The organism is Pseudonocardia sp. C8, assembly GCF_014267175.1.
Lineage (GTDB): Bacteria > Actinomycetota > Actinomycetes > Mycobacteriales > Pseudonocardiaceae > Pseudonocardia.
In genome coordinates, this window is the sequence record NZ_JACMTR010000002.1 from 241,882 (window position 1) to 255,000 (window position 13,119).

Annotated in this window: 18 protein-coding genes (1 of these 18 only partly in view); 10 read left to right on the top strand and 8 right to left on the bottom strand. The window is 73.9% G+C overall.

Translation table 11 applies throughout. The features are described from left to right. Positions 1-60 precede the first annotated feature (60 nt). Complete coding sequence (locus tag H7X46_RS01820; protein WP_186357743.1) at positions 61-636, bottom strand: TetR/AcrR family transcriptional regulator; 576 nt, start codon at positions 634-636, stop codon at positions 61-63. Between the two features lie 172 nt (positions 637-808). On the opposite strand from H7X46_RS01820, the gene H7X46_RS01825 reads away from it, so the two are divergent. From H7X46_RS01825 to betA, 3 genes are all read left to right on the top strand, one after another. Further along, complete coding sequence (locus tag H7X46_RS01825) at positions 809-2,272, top strand: aldehyde dehydrogenase family protein (protein WP_186357744.1); 1,464 nt, start codon at positions 809-811, stop codon at positions 2,270-2,272. A gap of 81 nt (positions 2,273-2,353) precedes the next feature. Continuing rightward, positions 2,354-3,907 (top strand): APC family permease, encoded by a 1,554-nt coding sequence (locus H7X46_RS01830; protein ID WP_186357745.1) that lies wholly within the window; start codon positions 2,354-2,356, stop codon positions 3,905-3,907. Positions 3,908-3,937: 30 nt separating this feature from the next. Continuing rightward, positions 3,938-5,614, top strand: a complete 1,677-nt coding sequence (gene betA, locus H7X46_RS01835; protein WP_186357746.1) for a choline dehydrogenase — start codon at positions 3,938-3,940, stop codon at positions 5,612-5,614. Here the strand turns inward: betA and H7X46_RS01840 are convergent. Then, positions 5,565-6,266 (bottom strand): molybdopterin-dependent oxidoreductase, encoded by a 702-nt coding sequence (locus H7X46_RS01840; RefSeq protein WP_186357747.1) that lies wholly within the window; start codon positions 6,264-6,266, stop codon positions 5,565-5,567. The two genes, betA and H7X46_RS01840, sit on opposite strands and share 50 nt — an antisense overlap. 92 nt (positions 6,267-6,358) lie before the next feature. Between H7X46_RS01840 and H7X46_RS01845 the strand changes: the two genes are divergently transcribed. Next, on the top strand, positions 6,359-6,925 hold the full coding sequence (locus H7X46_RS01845; RefSeq protein WP_186357748.1) for a TetR/AcrR family transcriptional regulator: 567 nt from the start codon (positions 6,359-6,361) through the stop codon (positions 6,923-6,925). Between the two features lie 16 nt (positions 6,926-6,941). Here the strand turns inward: H7X46_RS01845 and ppk2 are convergent, their stop codons facing one another. Together ppk2 and H7X46_RS01855 are read right to left on the bottom strand one after the other, a co-directional pair. Continuing rightward, positions 6,942-7,937 carry a polyphosphate kinase 2 gene (ppk2, locus tag H7X46_RS01850; RefSeq protein ID WP_186357749.1) on the bottom strand — a complete coding sequence of 332 codons (996 nt, stop codon included), beginning with the start codon at positions 7,935-7,937 and terminating at the stop codon, positions 6,942-6,944. Between the two features lie 87 nt (positions 7,938-8,024). Then, entirely contained in the window at positions 8,025-8,468 is a 444-nt protein-coding gene (locus H7X46_RS01855) for an NUDIX domain-containing protein (RefSeq protein ID WP_186357750.1), read from the bottom strand. Between the two features lie 98 nt (positions 8,469-8,566). Between H7X46_RS01855 and H7X46_RS01860 the strand changes: the two genes are divergently transcribed. Then, positions 8,567-8,923, top strand: a complete 357-nt coding sequence (locus tag H7X46_RS01860) for a TraR/DksA C4-type zinc finger protein (RefSeq protein WP_186357751.1) — start codon at positions 8,567-8,569, stop codon at positions 8,921-8,923. Between the two features lie 184 nt (positions 8,924-9,107). On the opposite strand, the gene H7X46_RS01865 is transcribed toward H7X46_RS01860, so the two are convergent. From H7X46_RS01865 to H7X46_RS01880, 4 genes are all read right to left on the bottom strand, one after another. Further along, positions 9,108-9,311, bottom strand: a complete 204-nt coding sequence (locus H7X46_RS01865; RefSeq protein WP_186357752.1) for a hypothetical protein — start codon at positions 9,309-9,311, stop codon at positions 9,108-9,110. A 33-nt stretch (positions 9,312-9,344) separates the two neighbouring features. Next, positions 9,345-9,515 (bottom strand): hypothetical protein, encoded by a 171-nt coding sequence (locus H7X46_RS01870; protein ID WP_186357753.1) that lies wholly within the window; start codon positions 9,513-9,515, stop codon positions 9,345-9,347. Between the two features lie 41 nt (positions 9,516-9,556). Next, positions 9,557-9,736, bottom strand: a complete 180-nt coding sequence (locus H7X46_RS01875) for a hypothetical protein (protein ID WP_186357754.1) — start codon at positions 9,734-9,736, stop codon at positions 9,557-9,559. Between the two features lie 99 nt (positions 9,737-9,835). After that, positions 9,836-10,708 carry a nicotianamine synthase family protein gene (locus tag H7X46_RS01880; protein ID WP_186357755.1) on the bottom strand — a complete coding sequence of 291 codons (873 nt, stop codon included), beginning with the start codon at positions 10,706-10,708 and terminating at the stop codon, positions 9,836-9,838. 128 nt (positions 10,709-10,836) lie between these two features. Here H7X46_RS01880 and H7X46_RS01885 point away from each other — a divergent pair, with 128 nt between their 5' ends. The 5 genes from H7X46_RS01885 to H7X46_RS01905 all read left to right on the top strand — a co-directional run. After that, a complete protein-coding gene (locus H7X46_RS01885) occupies positions 10,837-11,166 on the top strand; it encodes a multidrug efflux SMR transporter (RefSeq protein WP_186357756.1) in 330 nt (109 codons plus the stop codon). Then, positions 11,159-11,683, top strand: a complete 525-nt coding sequence (locus H7X46_RS01890; RefSeq protein ID WP_186357757.1) for a TetR/AcrR family transcriptional regulator — start codon at positions 11,159-11,161, stop codon at positions 11,681-11,683. The genes H7X46_RS01885 and H7X46_RS01890 overlap by 8 nt, the downstream gene beginning before the upstream one ends. Before the next feature lie 62 nt (positions 11,684-11,745). Beyond that, positions 11,746-12,453 (top strand): metal-dependent transcriptional regulator, encoded by a 708-nt coding sequence (locus H7X46_RS01895; protein WP_222131162.1) that lies wholly within the window; start codon positions 11,746-11,748, stop codon positions 12,451-12,453. 91 nt (positions 12,454-12,544) lie between these two features. Further along, positions 12,545-12,868: a DUF3040 domain-containing protein gene (locus H7X46_RS01900; protein WP_186357758.1), complete on the top strand. Its 324-nt coding sequence runs from the start codon at positions 12,545-12,547 to the stop codon at positions 12,866-12,868. Between the two features lie 98 nt (positions 12,869-12,966). After that, positions 12,967-13,119, top strand: the 5' end (the start) of a protein-coding gene (locus H7X46_RS01905) for a CvpA family protein (RefSeq protein WP_186357759.1). Its footprint extends 366 nt past the window's final position; only the first 153 of its 519 coding nucleotides appear in the window; the start codon lies at positions 12,967-12,969; the stop codon falls past the right edge of the window.

Consider the following 13,119-nt stretch of genomic DNA (forward strand, 5'->3'; position numbering starts at 1 on the left):
CCGTCCTCGCGCCGGGCCGCGACCCTCGCGGTGCCGGCCGGCTGGGGCCGGCGACGGCGCTCACGGCCCGGACAGCGCCCGCCGGGCCAGCTCCTCGATCTGTGCCCGGGTCGGCTTCGGGTCCGCGAGCGAGGCCTGCAGCACGAACCCGCAGAACAGGGCCGCGAACAGCCGGCCGGTGAGCGGGTCCGTCCGGGACCCGAAGATCTCGACGAGCGCCTCGTCCCACATCGCGGCGGCCGGGCGCAGGAACTCCCGGTGCAGCGCCGCGACGTACAGGTCGTACTCGGCGGTCGTGGCGCGGTGCCGCTCGTCGAGCTGGTCGGCGACCAGGCGGGCCCACTCGGCGGCGAAGTCGGCACCGTCGGGCAGGCCGTCGGCCCACTCGCGCAGCTGCTCGGTGTTACGCCGGGCCGCCTCGCTCATCGCGACCTGGAGCAGGTCCTCGAGGGTGTTGAAGTGGTAGGTCGTCGACCCGACCGGCACGCCGGCGACCTTCGCGACGGCCCGGTGGGTCAGCCCGGGAATGCCGTGCTCGCTGACCACCTGGATCGCCGCGTCGGCGATTCGGTCCCGCCGTCCGGGGTCGTTCGGACCGCGCGTCCTGCGTCGGGCCGTGTCCGTACCTGCCGCCATCGGACTCCTCCCCCCGGGTGCCTGTCCTGATCGTCCCACGTCGTGTGCCGACGTCCGGTCCGGGAGGGCGCGCCCGAGCGCGGTCTGACTCCCGTCCCGGTCCGTCTATGGACATCCGTCCACAGTTAGTGTACTCCTGTACACACTTTCGACCGCCGACGCGGAGGATGCGATGAAGGAGCTCCACATCGACGGGGCATGGACCGAGCCGGTCCACCCGGCCGAGCTCGACGTGCTCAACCCCTACGACGCCTCGGTGCTGCGCGCCGTCGCCGTCGCGGGCCCGCAGGACGTGGATCTCGCCGTCGACGCCGCCCGCCGGGCGTTCGAGGGGCCCTGGCGCAGCACGCCGGCGACCGCGCGCGGCGGGCTGCTGCGCCGGATCGCCGATCTCCTGGTCCGCGACCGGGAGGAGATCGCGCGCCTCGAGTCGCTGGACACCGGCAAGACCCTGGAGGAGGGCCGGATCGACGTCGACGACGTCACCGCCGTCTTCCGCTACTACGCCGACATGGCCGGCAAGGACCACGGCCGGATGGTCGACGCGGGCAGCCCCGACGTCGTCAGCCGGGTCGTGCACGAGCCGGTCGGCGTGTGCGCGCTGATCGCGCCCTGGAACTACCCGCTGCTGCAGATGTCCTGGAAGGTCGCGCCCGCGCTGGCCGCCGGGAACACCGTCGTGATGAAGCCGAGCGAGCTCACGCCACTCACCACGATCGCGCTCACCGAGCTGATCCAGGAGGCCGGCGCGCCCGACGGCGTGGTCAACCTGCTGCTCGGCCCGGGCACCGTCGGCGCGGCGATGGTCGAGCACCCGGGCGTCGACCTCATCTCCTTCACCGGCGGCCTGGCCACCGGCGAGAAGATCATGGCCGGGGCCGCGCGGGGCGTGCGCCGGGTGGCCCTCGAGCTGGGCGGCAAGAACCCGAACGTCGTCTTCGACGACGCCGACTTCTCCGCTGCGGTGGACAACGCGCTCGCCGCGGCCTTCTTCCACTCCGGACAGGTCTGCTCGGCCGGCGCCCGGCTCGTCGTGCAGGACACGGTCCACGACCGGTTCGTCGCCGAGCTCGCCCGCCGCGCGGACCGGATCCGGCTCGGCAACGGCCTGGCCGAGGGCACCGAGGTCGGCCCGCTGGTGTCCGCGGCGCACCGCGAGAAGGTCGAGGCGTTCATCCGGACCACGCTGGACGAGGGAGCCACGCTCGTCACCGGCGGGAACCGGCCGGACGACCCGGAGCTGGCGCACGGCTTCTACCTGCGCCCGACCGTGCTCGGCGACTGCGACCGCACGATGACCGCGGTCCGCGAGGAGGTCTTCGGCCCGGTCGTCACCGTCGAGCGGTTCCACACCGAGGACGAGGCGGTCGCGATCGCCAACGACACCGACTACGGCCTGGCCGGCGCGGTCTGGACCGGTGACGCGTCCCGGGCGCAGCGGGTCGCCGGCCGGCTCCGGCACGGCACCGTCTGGATCAACGACTACCACCCGTACCTGCCGCAGGCCGAGTGGGGCGGGTTCGGCCGGTCCGGCGTGGGCCGCGAGCTCGGCGAGCACGGCCTCGCCGAGTACCAGGAGACCAAGCACATCTACCAGAACCTCGCCCCCGCTCCCACCGGCTGGTTCCGGGGCTGAGGCAGGGACGAGCACTCCCGACCGGGGCCGCACGGCCCACCCACCCCACGGTCCAACGGCGGGCCGTCAGGAGGTCACACGATGAGCACGATCGAGCGCGGCGGCGCGGACGCGGCGTCCGCGCAGAGCCAGGACTCCGACCACGGGCTCGCCGAGTTCGGCTACGGCGCGACCCTGGAGCGGAGCATCGGCAAGTTCGCCAGCTTCGCGGCGGGCGTCAGCTACATCTCCATCCTCACCGGCACGTTCCAGCTGTTCTACTTCGGATTCGGCAGCGGCGGCCCCGCCTACTGGTGGTCGTGGCCCGCGGTGTTCGTCGGCCAGTTCATGGTCGCGCTGTGCTTCGCCGAGCTGGCCGCGAACTACCCGGTCGCGGGCTCGGTCTACAACTGGGCCAAGCGCCTGGCCGGGCCCACGGTGTCGTGGCTGGCCGGCTGGATGATGTTCACGGCGTCGGTGGTGACCCTGGCCGCGGTGGTGCTCGCGGTCCAGGTGACCCTGCCCAAGATCTGGCCGGGCTTCCAGCTGTGGGGCGACGGCACCGGGCCGCTCGACTTCGGGATCAGCGCGGTCGCCTGGGGTGCGCTGCTGATCCTCTTCACCACGCTGGTGAACGCCTTCGGGGTCGGGCTGATGGCCAAGATCAACAGCGTCGGCGTGTTCATCGAGCTCGTCGCGGCCGTCCTGCTGATCGGCGCGCTGGCCTGGAACGCCGTCCACCCGCCGACGGTGCTGTTCGAGACCAACGGCCTCGGTGACGGCGTCTCCGGCGGCTACCTCGGAGCGTTCGTGCTGGCCTCGATCGCCTCGGCGTACGTGATGTACGGCTTCGACACCGCCAGCTCGCTCGGCGAGGAGACCGTCGACCCGCGCCGCACCGCGCCGACCGCGATCCTGCGCGCCGTGACCGCCTCCTTCGTGATCGGCGGGCTCATCCTGCTGTTCGGGATCCTCGCCGCCCCCGACCTCGCCGACCCGGAGCTCGGCACCAGCTCGGGCGGCCTGCAGCTGATCGTCCTGCAGGTGCTCGGCGGCCCGATGGGCATCGTGTTCCTGCTCGCGATCCTGGTGGCCGTCGTCGTGTGCGCGCTGGCGGTCCACACCGCCGGGATCCGGCTGATGTTCGCGATGGCCCGCGACAACGCCCTGCCGGGCGGCCGGGTCCTCGCCCGGATCCACCCCCGGTTCAAGACCCCGGTCGTGCCGGCCGTGGTGATCGGGGTCGTGGCCACCGCCATCCTGGTCGTCAACATCGGCACCCCGGAGATCTTCACCGCGGTCACCAGCGTCGCCGTGATCATGATCTACCTGGCGTACCTGCTGGTCACCGTGCCGCTGCTGGTGAAGCGCCTGCGCGGGCAGTGGCCGCGCCCGGACCGCCCGCGCGGGTTCTTCACCCTCGGGCGCTGGGGGCTGCCGGTCAACCTGGTCGCCGTCGTGTGGGGTGCCGCGATGGCGCTGAACCTCGCCTGGCCGCGTGAGGACGTCTACGGCTCCGGCGTGCTGCGCTGGATCGCGTTCCTGTTCATCGGCGCGGTCGCCGTGGCCGGCCTGGTGTGGTTCCGGCTCAAGGGCCGCCACCAGCTCGGGACCCTGCCCGAGCACGCGGCGCCGAACCCGGCCGACGTGCCCTGACATCCCATCCATCCACTTCCTGGAGCAGACGTGAGCAGCGACCGGAACTACGACTTCATCATCGTCGGCGGCGGGTCCGCCGGCAGCGCCCTCGCCAACCGGCTCTCGGCGGACCCGGCGAACAAGGTCCTGGTGCTGGAGGCCGGGCGGCCGGACTACCCGTGGGACGTCTTCATCCACATGCCGGCCGCGCTGACCTTCCCGATCGGCAGCAAGTTCTACGACTGGGGATACCGCAGCGAGCCGGAGCCCTACCTCAACCGGCGCCGCGTCTACCACGCCCGCGGCAAGGTGCTGGGCGGCAGCTCGAGCATCAACGGGATGATCTTCCAGCGGGGCAACCCGATGGACTACGAGCGCTGGGCCGCCGACCCGGGCATGTCGAACTGGGACTACGCGCACTGCCTGCCGTACTTCCAGCGGATGGAGAACTGCCTCGCCGACCCGCCGCACGGCCAGTTCCGCGGGCACGACGGCCCGCTCGAGCTGGAGCGCGGTCCGGCCACGAACCCGCTGTTCCAGGCGTTCTTCGAGGCCGCCGACCAGGCCGGGTACGGGCGCACCGACGACGTCAACGGCTACCGCCAGGAGGGCTTCGGCCCGTTCGACCGCAACGTCCGCCGCGGCCGCCGCCTGTCGGCCGCCGGCGCCTACCTGCGCCCGGCGATGGAGCGCGAGAACCTGACCGTCCTGACCCGCGCCCAGGTCAACCAGGTCCTCTTCCACGGGGACACGGCGATCGGCGTCGAGTTCCAGCGCGGCCGCCGGGCCCCGCAGGAGGTGTACGGCTCCGAGATCATCCTCTGCGGCGGCGCGATCAACACCCCGCAGCTGCTGCAGCTCTCCGGTGTCGGCAACGCCGCCGAGCTGGGCCGGATGGGGATCGACGTCGTCGCGGACCTGCCCGGCGTCGGCGAGAACCTGCAGGACCACCTCGAGGTCTACATCCAGTACGAGTGCCTGAAGCCGGTGTCGATGATGCCGTCGCTGGCGACCTGGAAGCGGCCGTGGATCGGTGCGCAGTGGCTGTTCGGCCGGACCGGCCCGGCCGCGACCAACCACTTCGAGGGCGGTGGCTTCGCCCGCAGCAACGACCAGGTCGAGTACCCGAACCTGATGTTCCACTTCCTGCCCGTGGCGATCCGCTACGACGGCAGCGCGGCCGCCGCGAAGCACGGCTACCAGGTGCACGTCGGCCCGATGTACGCCGACACCCGCGGCACCGTGAAGATCAGGTCGACCGACCCGCGGCAGCACCCGGCGATCCGCTTCAACTACCTGTCCACCGAGACCGACCGCAAGGAGTGGGTGGAGGCGATCCGGGTCGCCCGGGAGATCCTCAACCAGCCCGCGATGGCGCCGTTCAACGGCGGCGAGATCTCGCCCGGGCCGTCGGTGCAGACCGACGAGGAGATCCTGGACTGGGTGGCCAAGGACGCCGAGACGGCGTTGCACCCGTCCTGCACGGCCAAGATGGGCGTCGACGAGATGTCCGTCGTGGACCCCGACACGATGCGCGTCCACGGCCTGCAGGGCCTGCGGGTCTGCGACGCCTCGGTCATGCCCTACATCCCGAACGGGAACATCTACGCACCGGTGATGATGACCGCGGAGAAGACCGCGGACATCGTGCTCGGCAACACCCCGCTCGAGCCGATCAAGATCCCGTTCCACCGGTCCGGCTCAGCCGGGCGATCAGCGGGATGAGCATGCGGTAGGGGAGCCGGAGCAACCGCCCGTCGATCCGGGGGTGGCGCTCCTCGAGGGCGACCCGTGCCCGCAGGTGGTTCCCCTTGCCGGGATCGGGCAGCGTCCGGCGGATCTCGATGCCGGCGAGGTGCTTCACGTTCTTGAACCCGTACTGTCCCGGGCTGACCAGGCGCAGCGGTGCCCCGTGATCGGCGCCGAGCGGTGCGCCGTCGAGCCGGTCGGCGAGGAGGACGTCGTCGGCGAGGGCGTCCCGCAGGTCCAGGTCCGCGGACACGCCGTCCCCGCCGCGGGCGACGATCGCCACGGCGTCGCCGGCCCCGCCGCGGGGCAGGACGACCTGCTCCCAGAAGTCCCGGAACCGGACGCCGGACCAGCGCAGCCCGGTGGCGGACCAGCCGGCGACGCAGTGGAAGTCCGCGACGCGCTCGACCCGGGGAACGAGCTGGTCCAGCTCGGCCAGCGGGATCCGCAGCTCCTCGGTCACGGCGCCGGTGACGGCGAGCTCCGGCGCCGCCGGCACGGCCGGGGGGCGGGCACCGAGATGGGCGAAGCGCGGGAAGTCGCGCCGCCGGCGCTGGCCGGGTGGAAGTGCGGCCCGCCCGGCCGGGTGGTCGCGGGTCTCGTCCGGTGACCGGTGTGGGGCGTCCATGGCTGCTCCCGATGTATACGGATGCGTACAGAAGGAGACGGTAGCGGAGATATACGCTTCCGTATAGATCTGTCCGTGGGGAGGGGACCGGGATGGCGAAGGCGCGCACGCCGCGCGAGGCCTGGATCGACGCCGGGCTCCGGACGCTGGCCGCCGGCGGGCCGGACGCGGTGCGGATCGAGGCACTCGCCCGGGACCTCGGGGTCACGAAGGGCGGGTTCTACGGTTTCTTCGCCGACCGGCCGGCGCTGCTCGACGCGCTGCTCGACGCGTGGGAGCGACGGGCCGTCGCGGAGGTCCTGGAGCGGGTCGAGCAGGAGGGCGGTGATCCGCTGACCCGGGCGCGGCGTGCCGGCGCGCTGACGTTCTCCGGCGAGCTGACACCGGTCGACCTCGCGATCCGGGACTGGGCGCGCCGGGACCCGGACGTCGCCGACCGGCTCCGGCGCGTCGACGGCCGCCGCATGGACTACCTGCGGGCGCAGTTCGCCGGGCGGTTCACCGACGACCTGGAGCTCGAGGCGCGGTGCCTGCTCGCGTTCAGCGCCGCCATCGCGACGGGCCTGATCGCGGCGGACCACCCCGGCCACACCCGGCGGGAGGTCCTCGGCCGGGCGACGGCCCTGCTGTTCTCCGACGGCCGGGGCGGCGAGGCCTGAGCGCGGACGGACCTGCTCAGCCGGCCTCGGCCGGGGCCGGCTCGTCGTCGCTCCCGGCCTCGGGCGGCCCGACGATCAGCGGGTCCGGTGTCCCGACGACGTCGGCGTCCTTGGACGGGTAGTCGAGGCCCGCCAGCACCCACCGCATCGCCTCGATCCGGCCGCGTCGCTTGTCGTTGGAGTCGACGACCGTCCACGGCGCCCACTCGGTGTCGGTGCCGGCGAACATCGCCTCCTTGGCCGCGGTGTAGTCGTCCCACCGCTCCAGGCTGGCGAGATCCACCGGGCTGAGCTTCCACTGCCGCAGCGGGTCGAGCACCCGGATCACGAACCGCGTGCGCTGCTCGGTGCGCGACACCGAGAACCAGAGCTTGACCAGGTGGACGCCGTCGTCGACCAGCGACTGCTCCAGCGAGGGTGCCTCGCGCATGAACCGGTGGTACTCGGCGTCGGAGCAGAACCCCATCACCCGCTCGACGACGGCCCGGTTGTACCAGGAGCGGTCGAACAGGACGATCTCGCCGGCCGTCGGCAGCTGCTCGACGTAGCGCTGGAAGTACCACTGGCCCTGCTCGCGCCCGGACGGCTTGTCCAGGGCCACGACCCGGGCACCGCGCGGGTTCAGGTGCTCGGTGAACCGCTGGATCGTGCCGCCCTTGCCGGCGGCGTCGCGGCCCTCGAACAGGATGACGACGCGCCGGCCGGTGTCCTTGACCCAGGACTGGAGCTTGAGCAACTCGATCTGCAGGGCCCGCTTGCGCTGCTCGTACTCGCGTCGCGGCATCCGTTCGGAGTACGGGTGGCCCTCGCGCCAGGTCCCGATGTCCTGCCCGTCGGGTCCGAGCAGGACGGCGTCGTCGTCGACGGTCTCGAGGATCTGCCAGGCGTGCGGGTCGTCGAGCAGGTCGACCTTGCGCAGGGCGTCGCGCAGCTCCTCGCGGGTGCGTTCCGAGTGACCCGCGGCGTCCGGGAGACCGCGGAAGCTCCGGACCGCCTGCTCGACCGATGTCATCGCATCCCTCCGCATCCCCGTCCGTCGCCGGTCCGTACCCCGGTCCGGGCCGTGCCATGCACGCCCTGACCGCGTGGCGGCTCCGGACTACCGGGCGATCGTGTGCAGGTCCCAGCCCGCCAGCGGCACGCCCGGTGAGCGCCACGCGTGCCGGACCGCGGCCGTGTGTGCGAACAGCGGTCCGGGCAGGTCGTCCGGATCGGCCCAGGTCCAGGCGTCGACGGCGTGCGGCTCGGTGACGACGGGCGCGACCCCGTCCGGCGCGGGCACGTGTACCGCGAACGTCACGCCGCTGCCCGCGGTGCGGACGCACACCGCAACCAGGGTTCCGGCCGGAGCGACGACGCCGGTCTCCTCGGCGAGCTCGCGCAGCGCGGTCCCGACCGGGGCCTCGCCGCCCTCGAGGTGCCCGCCGGGGAACGACCAGCTGGGCGTCTCGCCGGCGGTGACCCGGTGTCCGATCGCGACCCGGCCGTCGTCGCGCTGGAGGACGACACCGACGCCGGACACCGGGCGGGGAAGCGGTTCCACGCCGGACACCTTCGCAGTCCCGCCGACCCCTGCGGCGACGGGACCGGTCGTCCGGGTGGCGGGTCCGGCAGGGACGTCGCGGAGGTCATGCTGGGTGGATGGATCGGGCCACCCTCACCGCAGAACGCGACCGCGTCGCCGCACGGGTCGCGTCGCTGCGGCACGAGCTGGCCTCCCTGGCCGAGGAACAGGCCCTGACCAGCCACGACGACGAGCACGACCCCGAGGGCGTGACGATCGCCGTCCAGCGTGCCCAGCTGCAGGGGCTGCTCGCGGCGGCCGAGCGGGAGCGGGACGACCTCGACCGTGCCGTCGACCGCCTCGCCTCCGGCGCCTACGGCACCTGCGGGGAGTGCGGCGGTCCGATCGCCCCGGAGCGGCTGGCGGCCCTGCCGGCGGCGACGACCTGCATCGCCTGCGCCTCCCGCCCCCGGCGGCGACGGACCGCGCGGTGAGCGCCCGCGCCGGCCGCCGCACCGCGCCGCGCCCGCGCCGGCCGCCGCGCCGCACAGGTTCGCCGCGCCCCGCATGACTTCGGGCTTGTGCGAGGCGCACCCAACCTGTGCGAGGCGCACCCAACCTGTGCGGCGCGCCCAACCGTGCGGCCTCGCCGCGGCGGGAACGACCGGACGGCCGGGGTCAACGATCCGGCCGGTCCGGTTCCGCCCCGCCGAGCAGGTCGGACAGGACCGACCGCAGGGACGCGATGCGCGACGCCCCGAGCCGGCCGGCGAGCTCCTGCTCGATCTCCTCGAACGCGGCCAGCGCGGCCCGGACCGCCGCCCAGCGATGCCTGTCCGGCGGTCGGTCGCCGCGTGGACCTGCTCGCTCTCCTGCGCGCACCCGCCGGTGCGCTGACCGGTCACACCGATCGGCTCAGCGCGCCAGGGCGGCACCGCAGCGCCAGCAGCTCCCGGGCGGCTCGCCGTCCGCGCCGGACGAGGGCATCGCCCCGCACTCCGGGCAGAGCCGGTCCAGCCAGCAGACCGGGTCACCGACGTCGTCGGCGTCCCGGCGGGGGTCCGGGTCGGGCGGGGTCTCGGGCACGGGCCCATCGGACCACCGCGCAGCGTGCCGCGTCCAGGCGCTCAGGCGGTGACCGACCCGCCCCGGGTGGCGACCGGGCGCCCGCGCAGCAACGCAGTCCCGCCCGTCACCTCCGGGACGAACCCCAGGGCGCCGACCAGCACGAACGCCGTCCCGGACGCGGCACCGACCGGCTGGACGGGGGTGTAGGGGCGGGCGAAGCCACCCGTCGTCCGCAGCATGTCCGGCTCCTCACCTCGAGGGCGGTGCGGCACTGCACCCCTGTCCGGGGCGGGGAACTGTCCGCCGGTGGGCGCGGGCAAACCGGGACGCGACGAGGCTCACGACCGGGGGCGGGCCACCAGGACGGAGTTGACGACGTCGGTGCGCGGGTGCACCTCGAGCAGGACCTCCAGGGCGGGGAGGTCCGCCGCGGCCACCGCGGGGTAGAGCAGCGTGCGCAGCCCCGCCGCGGAGCGCACCAGCTGCACCGCGTGCGGTGCGGCCGCCGCGAGCCGGGCCGTGATCACGCCCTTGGCCCGGGCGTCGTCGCCGACCAGCGCGCCGACCACGACGACGTCCGCCCGGCCCAGCTCGGCGACGACGGTGCGGGGCAACGGCTCCGCCAGGTCCGCGACCAGGCTGCGGGCCGGGATGCCGACGGCCTCCGCGACCGCGTCACCGGCGGCGGCCGCCGTGCCGTCCCGGTCGACGTGCAGGACCTCCGCCCCGTGCCGCTCGGCGAGCACCAGCCCGGTGAGCGGCAACGGGCCCGAGCCGAGGACGGCCACCCTGCGCGGCGCCGGCACGCCGGCCGCGGTGAGCGCGGCCAGCTCCAGCCGGACGAGATCGTGGTAGTTGCCCAGGTAGGGGAACCGGCGCAGCTCGGCGACCGGGTCGGGAGCCGCGGTGATCCGGTCCGACCAGTACGCCTCCATGCGCCCCTCACCGGTCGCGGCCAGCGAGCGCAGCGCGTCCGCATGCCCGGCCACCCGTTCGAGCACCTGCTCGGTACAGCCCACCGGCGGGTGGCAGCACAGCTCGACGAGCTCCCCGAACGCCGCGTCGACGACGATCCCCGGGCGGAGGTCGGTCCGGGCGAGCTGATCGTGCAGCGCGACCAGCCGGGCGGTGGTGCCGGCGGTGTCCGGTCCGTCGTGGTGCCTGCGGGGCACCGGGAACGTGGTGAGCGAGTGGTTGCTCTGCGTGGTCACGATGCTTCACAGTATCCAATGAAAACCGTTACGCGTGTCGGTCGACCGGGTGGCAGGAGAAACCTGAGCATCTGCTCCAGAATCGGCGTACCGTGCCTCGGGTACGGGCGGTGTGAAGGAGGATCGGCATGTGGGGATGGCTCGCGCTCGCGATCGGGGCCGAGGTGACGGCGACGCTGTCGCTGCGTGCCTCCGACGGGTTCAGCCGGTTGCTGCCGTCGCTGGTCACGGTCGCCGGGTACGCGACGGCGTTCTGGGGCCTCTCCCAGGCCCTGTCCCGCGGGATGGCGCTCGGCATCGCCTACGGGGTCTGGGCGGCCGCGGGGGTCGCGCTCGTCGCGCTGATCGGCGCGTTCTTCCTGGGCGAGTCGCTGACCTGGGTGCAGGCCGCCGGGATCGTCCTGGTCATCGGCGGGGTGCTGGCCCTCGAACTCGGCGGGTCGTCCGCCCATGCCTGAGCCGGTCGACCAGCGGCTGCGCAAGGGTGAGCGGCGCCGGCTCGCCCTGATCGACGCGACGCTGCGGGTGATCGGCCGGGGCGGCGCCGCGGCCGTCACCCAGCGCGCCGTCGCCGCCGAGGCGGGCGTGCCCCCCAGCGCGGTGCTCTACTACTTCGCCTCGGTGGACGATCTGCTGGTCGCCGCGTTGAGCGCGGTGAACGACCGGTACGTCACCCGGCTGGAGGCGATCGGCACGGTCGACGCCCTCGTCGCCCTGGTGGAGGACTGCGCCCGGCCCGACCGGATGTCGGCCGTCGCCGAGTACGAGCTGTTCCTGCACGCGGCCCGGCGGGCGGACCTCGCCACCGAGCTGCACCGCTGGGACGACGCGCTCGCCGACGTCGCGGTGCGCCTGCTGCCCGACGACCCGGGCCGCAGGCCGCTGCTCGTCGCCGCCGTGAACGGGCTCTGCCTGGCCGCCACGCTCGGTTCCCCGTACGACACGGGCGTGCTGGAACGGCTGGTCGCGGGGTAGCGGACCCGACCGCGCGCGACGTCCGGTCCCGGCCCGGCGACCCGGCGGATACCGTGGAGGGCATGAGCACGGAACGCCACTCGGAGTCCGTGGAGAACTACCTCAAGACCATCTTCCTGCTGGCCGAACGCGGGGAGGACGCGGTGGGGGTCTCCGCGCTGGCCGAGCGGCTGGGGGTGTCGTCGCCGTCGGCGTCCGGGATGGTCCGCAAGCTCGTCGACGCCGGGCTCGTCGACCACGCCCGGTATGCCGGCATCACGCTCACCCCGGCCGGACGGACGTCGGCGCTCGCCGTCGTCCGCCGGCACCGGCTCATCGAGATGTTCCTGGTCACCGAGCTGGACCTGGCCTGGGACGAGGTGCACGAGGAGGCCGAGGCCCTCGAACACACCGTCTCCGACCGGCTGCTCGACCGGATCGACGACCGGCTCGGGCACCCGCGGTTCGACCCGCACGGCGATCCGATCCCGGGCCGGGACGGCTCCCTGCCCGAGGTCCGGGCCCGCCGCCTCCCCGAGCTCGAGTACGGCGAGGGCGGCGCCCTGGTGCGCGTCGACGACACCGACCCCGAGGTGCTCCGCTACCTCGACGCGAACGACGTCCGGCTCGGTGACCGGGTCGACCTGCTCACCCGCAGGCCGTTCGAGGGACCGTTCGTGGTGCGGCTGCGCCGCTCCGGGGCCGAGGACCGTCCGGCGGGCGAGGCCGAGCAGGAGTGGGGCCCCTCGCTGGCGCACGCCCTCTGGGTCGGCGCGACCGAGTCCGCCTGACCGGCGCACGTGGTGCTGGCCGCCGACCGCGGAGCCACCTAGGCTTGGCGGCACGTGTCCGCCGGACCTGGACCGTGACGAGGAGCCCGCCGTGCTCGAGGACCGCCCCGCTCGTCCGCTCGACGAGCGCGAACTGCGCATGCTGGCGGAGATCTCCTCGGCCACCCGGCGCGACGATCCCGCACTGGCGCACTGGCTGTCCGGCCTGGAGGGTGAGCCGCACCCGCCCGTGCGGCGCACCGGGACCGCGCTGTCGCTTCCGCTCGTGTGCGTGGTGATGGCCGCGGCCGCGCTCCTCGCACTGCTGATCGTGTCGCTGCCGACGGGACTCGCGGTCGCCGTCGTGATCTGCGTGCTGCTGTTCGGGGTGCCGGTGGGCTGCATCGTGTGGGCCCGGCGCCGCGGGGAGCTGTAGGGCGCCGGGGTCCGTCTCCCACCGATCTCAGTCCCGTCTCAGTCCTGCCTCAGGTGCGGCGGGCATCGTCGGTGGTGAGACCCGAGGGAAGGGGCGCCGTGACGCTGCTCGACCTGCTCGTCCTGATCGTGGTGCTGGCCGCCGCCGTCGGCGGGTTCCGCCGCCTTGGCGGGGTCGCGCGTGCCGGGAGCCTCCTCGGCCTGGTCGTCGGCGCCGGGATCGGCGCCGCCTGGGGGTCGAACCTGGCCGGT

What these genes read in the sequence shown, in the direction of transcription:
- H7X46_RS01825 (WP_186357744.1), top strand. Translation starts at nt 809, where the DNA reads ATGAAGGAGCTCCACATCGACGGGGCATGGACCGAGCCGGTCCACCCG.
- ppk2 (WP_186357749.1), bottom strand. Translation starts at nt 7,937, where the DNA reads ATGACATCGGTCGAGCAGGCGGTCCGGAGCTTCCGCGGTCTCCCGGAC.
- H7X46_RS01820 (WP_186357743.1), bottom strand. Translation starts at nt 636, where the DNA reads ATGGCGGCAGGTACGGACACGGCCCGACGCAGGACGCGCGGTCCGAAC.
- H7X46_RS01875 (WP_186357754.1), bottom strand. Translation starts at nt 9,736, where the DNA reads ATGCTGCGGACGACGGGTGGCTTCGCCCGCCCCTACACCCCCGTCCAG.
- H7X46_RS01860 (WP_186357751.1), top strand. Translation starts at nt 8,567, where the DNA reads ATGGATCGGGCCACCCTCACCGCAGAACGCGACCGCGTCGCCGCACGG.
- H7X46_RS01895 (WP_222131162.1), top strand. Translation starts at nt 11,746, where the DNA reads ATGAGCACGGAACGCCACTCGGAGTCCGTGGAGAACTACCTCAAGACC.
- H7X46_RS01840 (WP_186357747.1), bottom strand. Translation starts at nt 6,266, where the DNA reads ATGGACGCCCCACACCGGTCACCGGACGAGACCCGCGACCACCCGGCC.
- H7X46_RS01845 (WP_186357748.1), top strand. Translation starts at nt 6,359, where the DNA reads ATGGCGAAGGCGCGCACGCCGCGCGAGGCCTGGATCGACGCCGGGCTC.
- H7X46_RS01885 (WP_186357756.1), top strand. Translation starts at nt 10,837, where the DNA reads ATGTGGGGATGGCTCGCGCTCGCGATCGGGGCCGAGGTGACGGCGACG.
- H7X46_RS01890 (WP_186357757.1), top strand. Translation starts at nt 11,159, where the DNA reads ATGCCTGAGCCGGTCGACCAGCGGCTGCGCAAGGGTGAGCGGCGCCGG.
- H7X46_RS01830 (WP_186357745.1), top strand. Translation starts at nt 2,354, where the DNA reads ATGAGCACGATCGAGCGCGGCGGCGCGGACGCGGCGTCCGCGCAGAGC.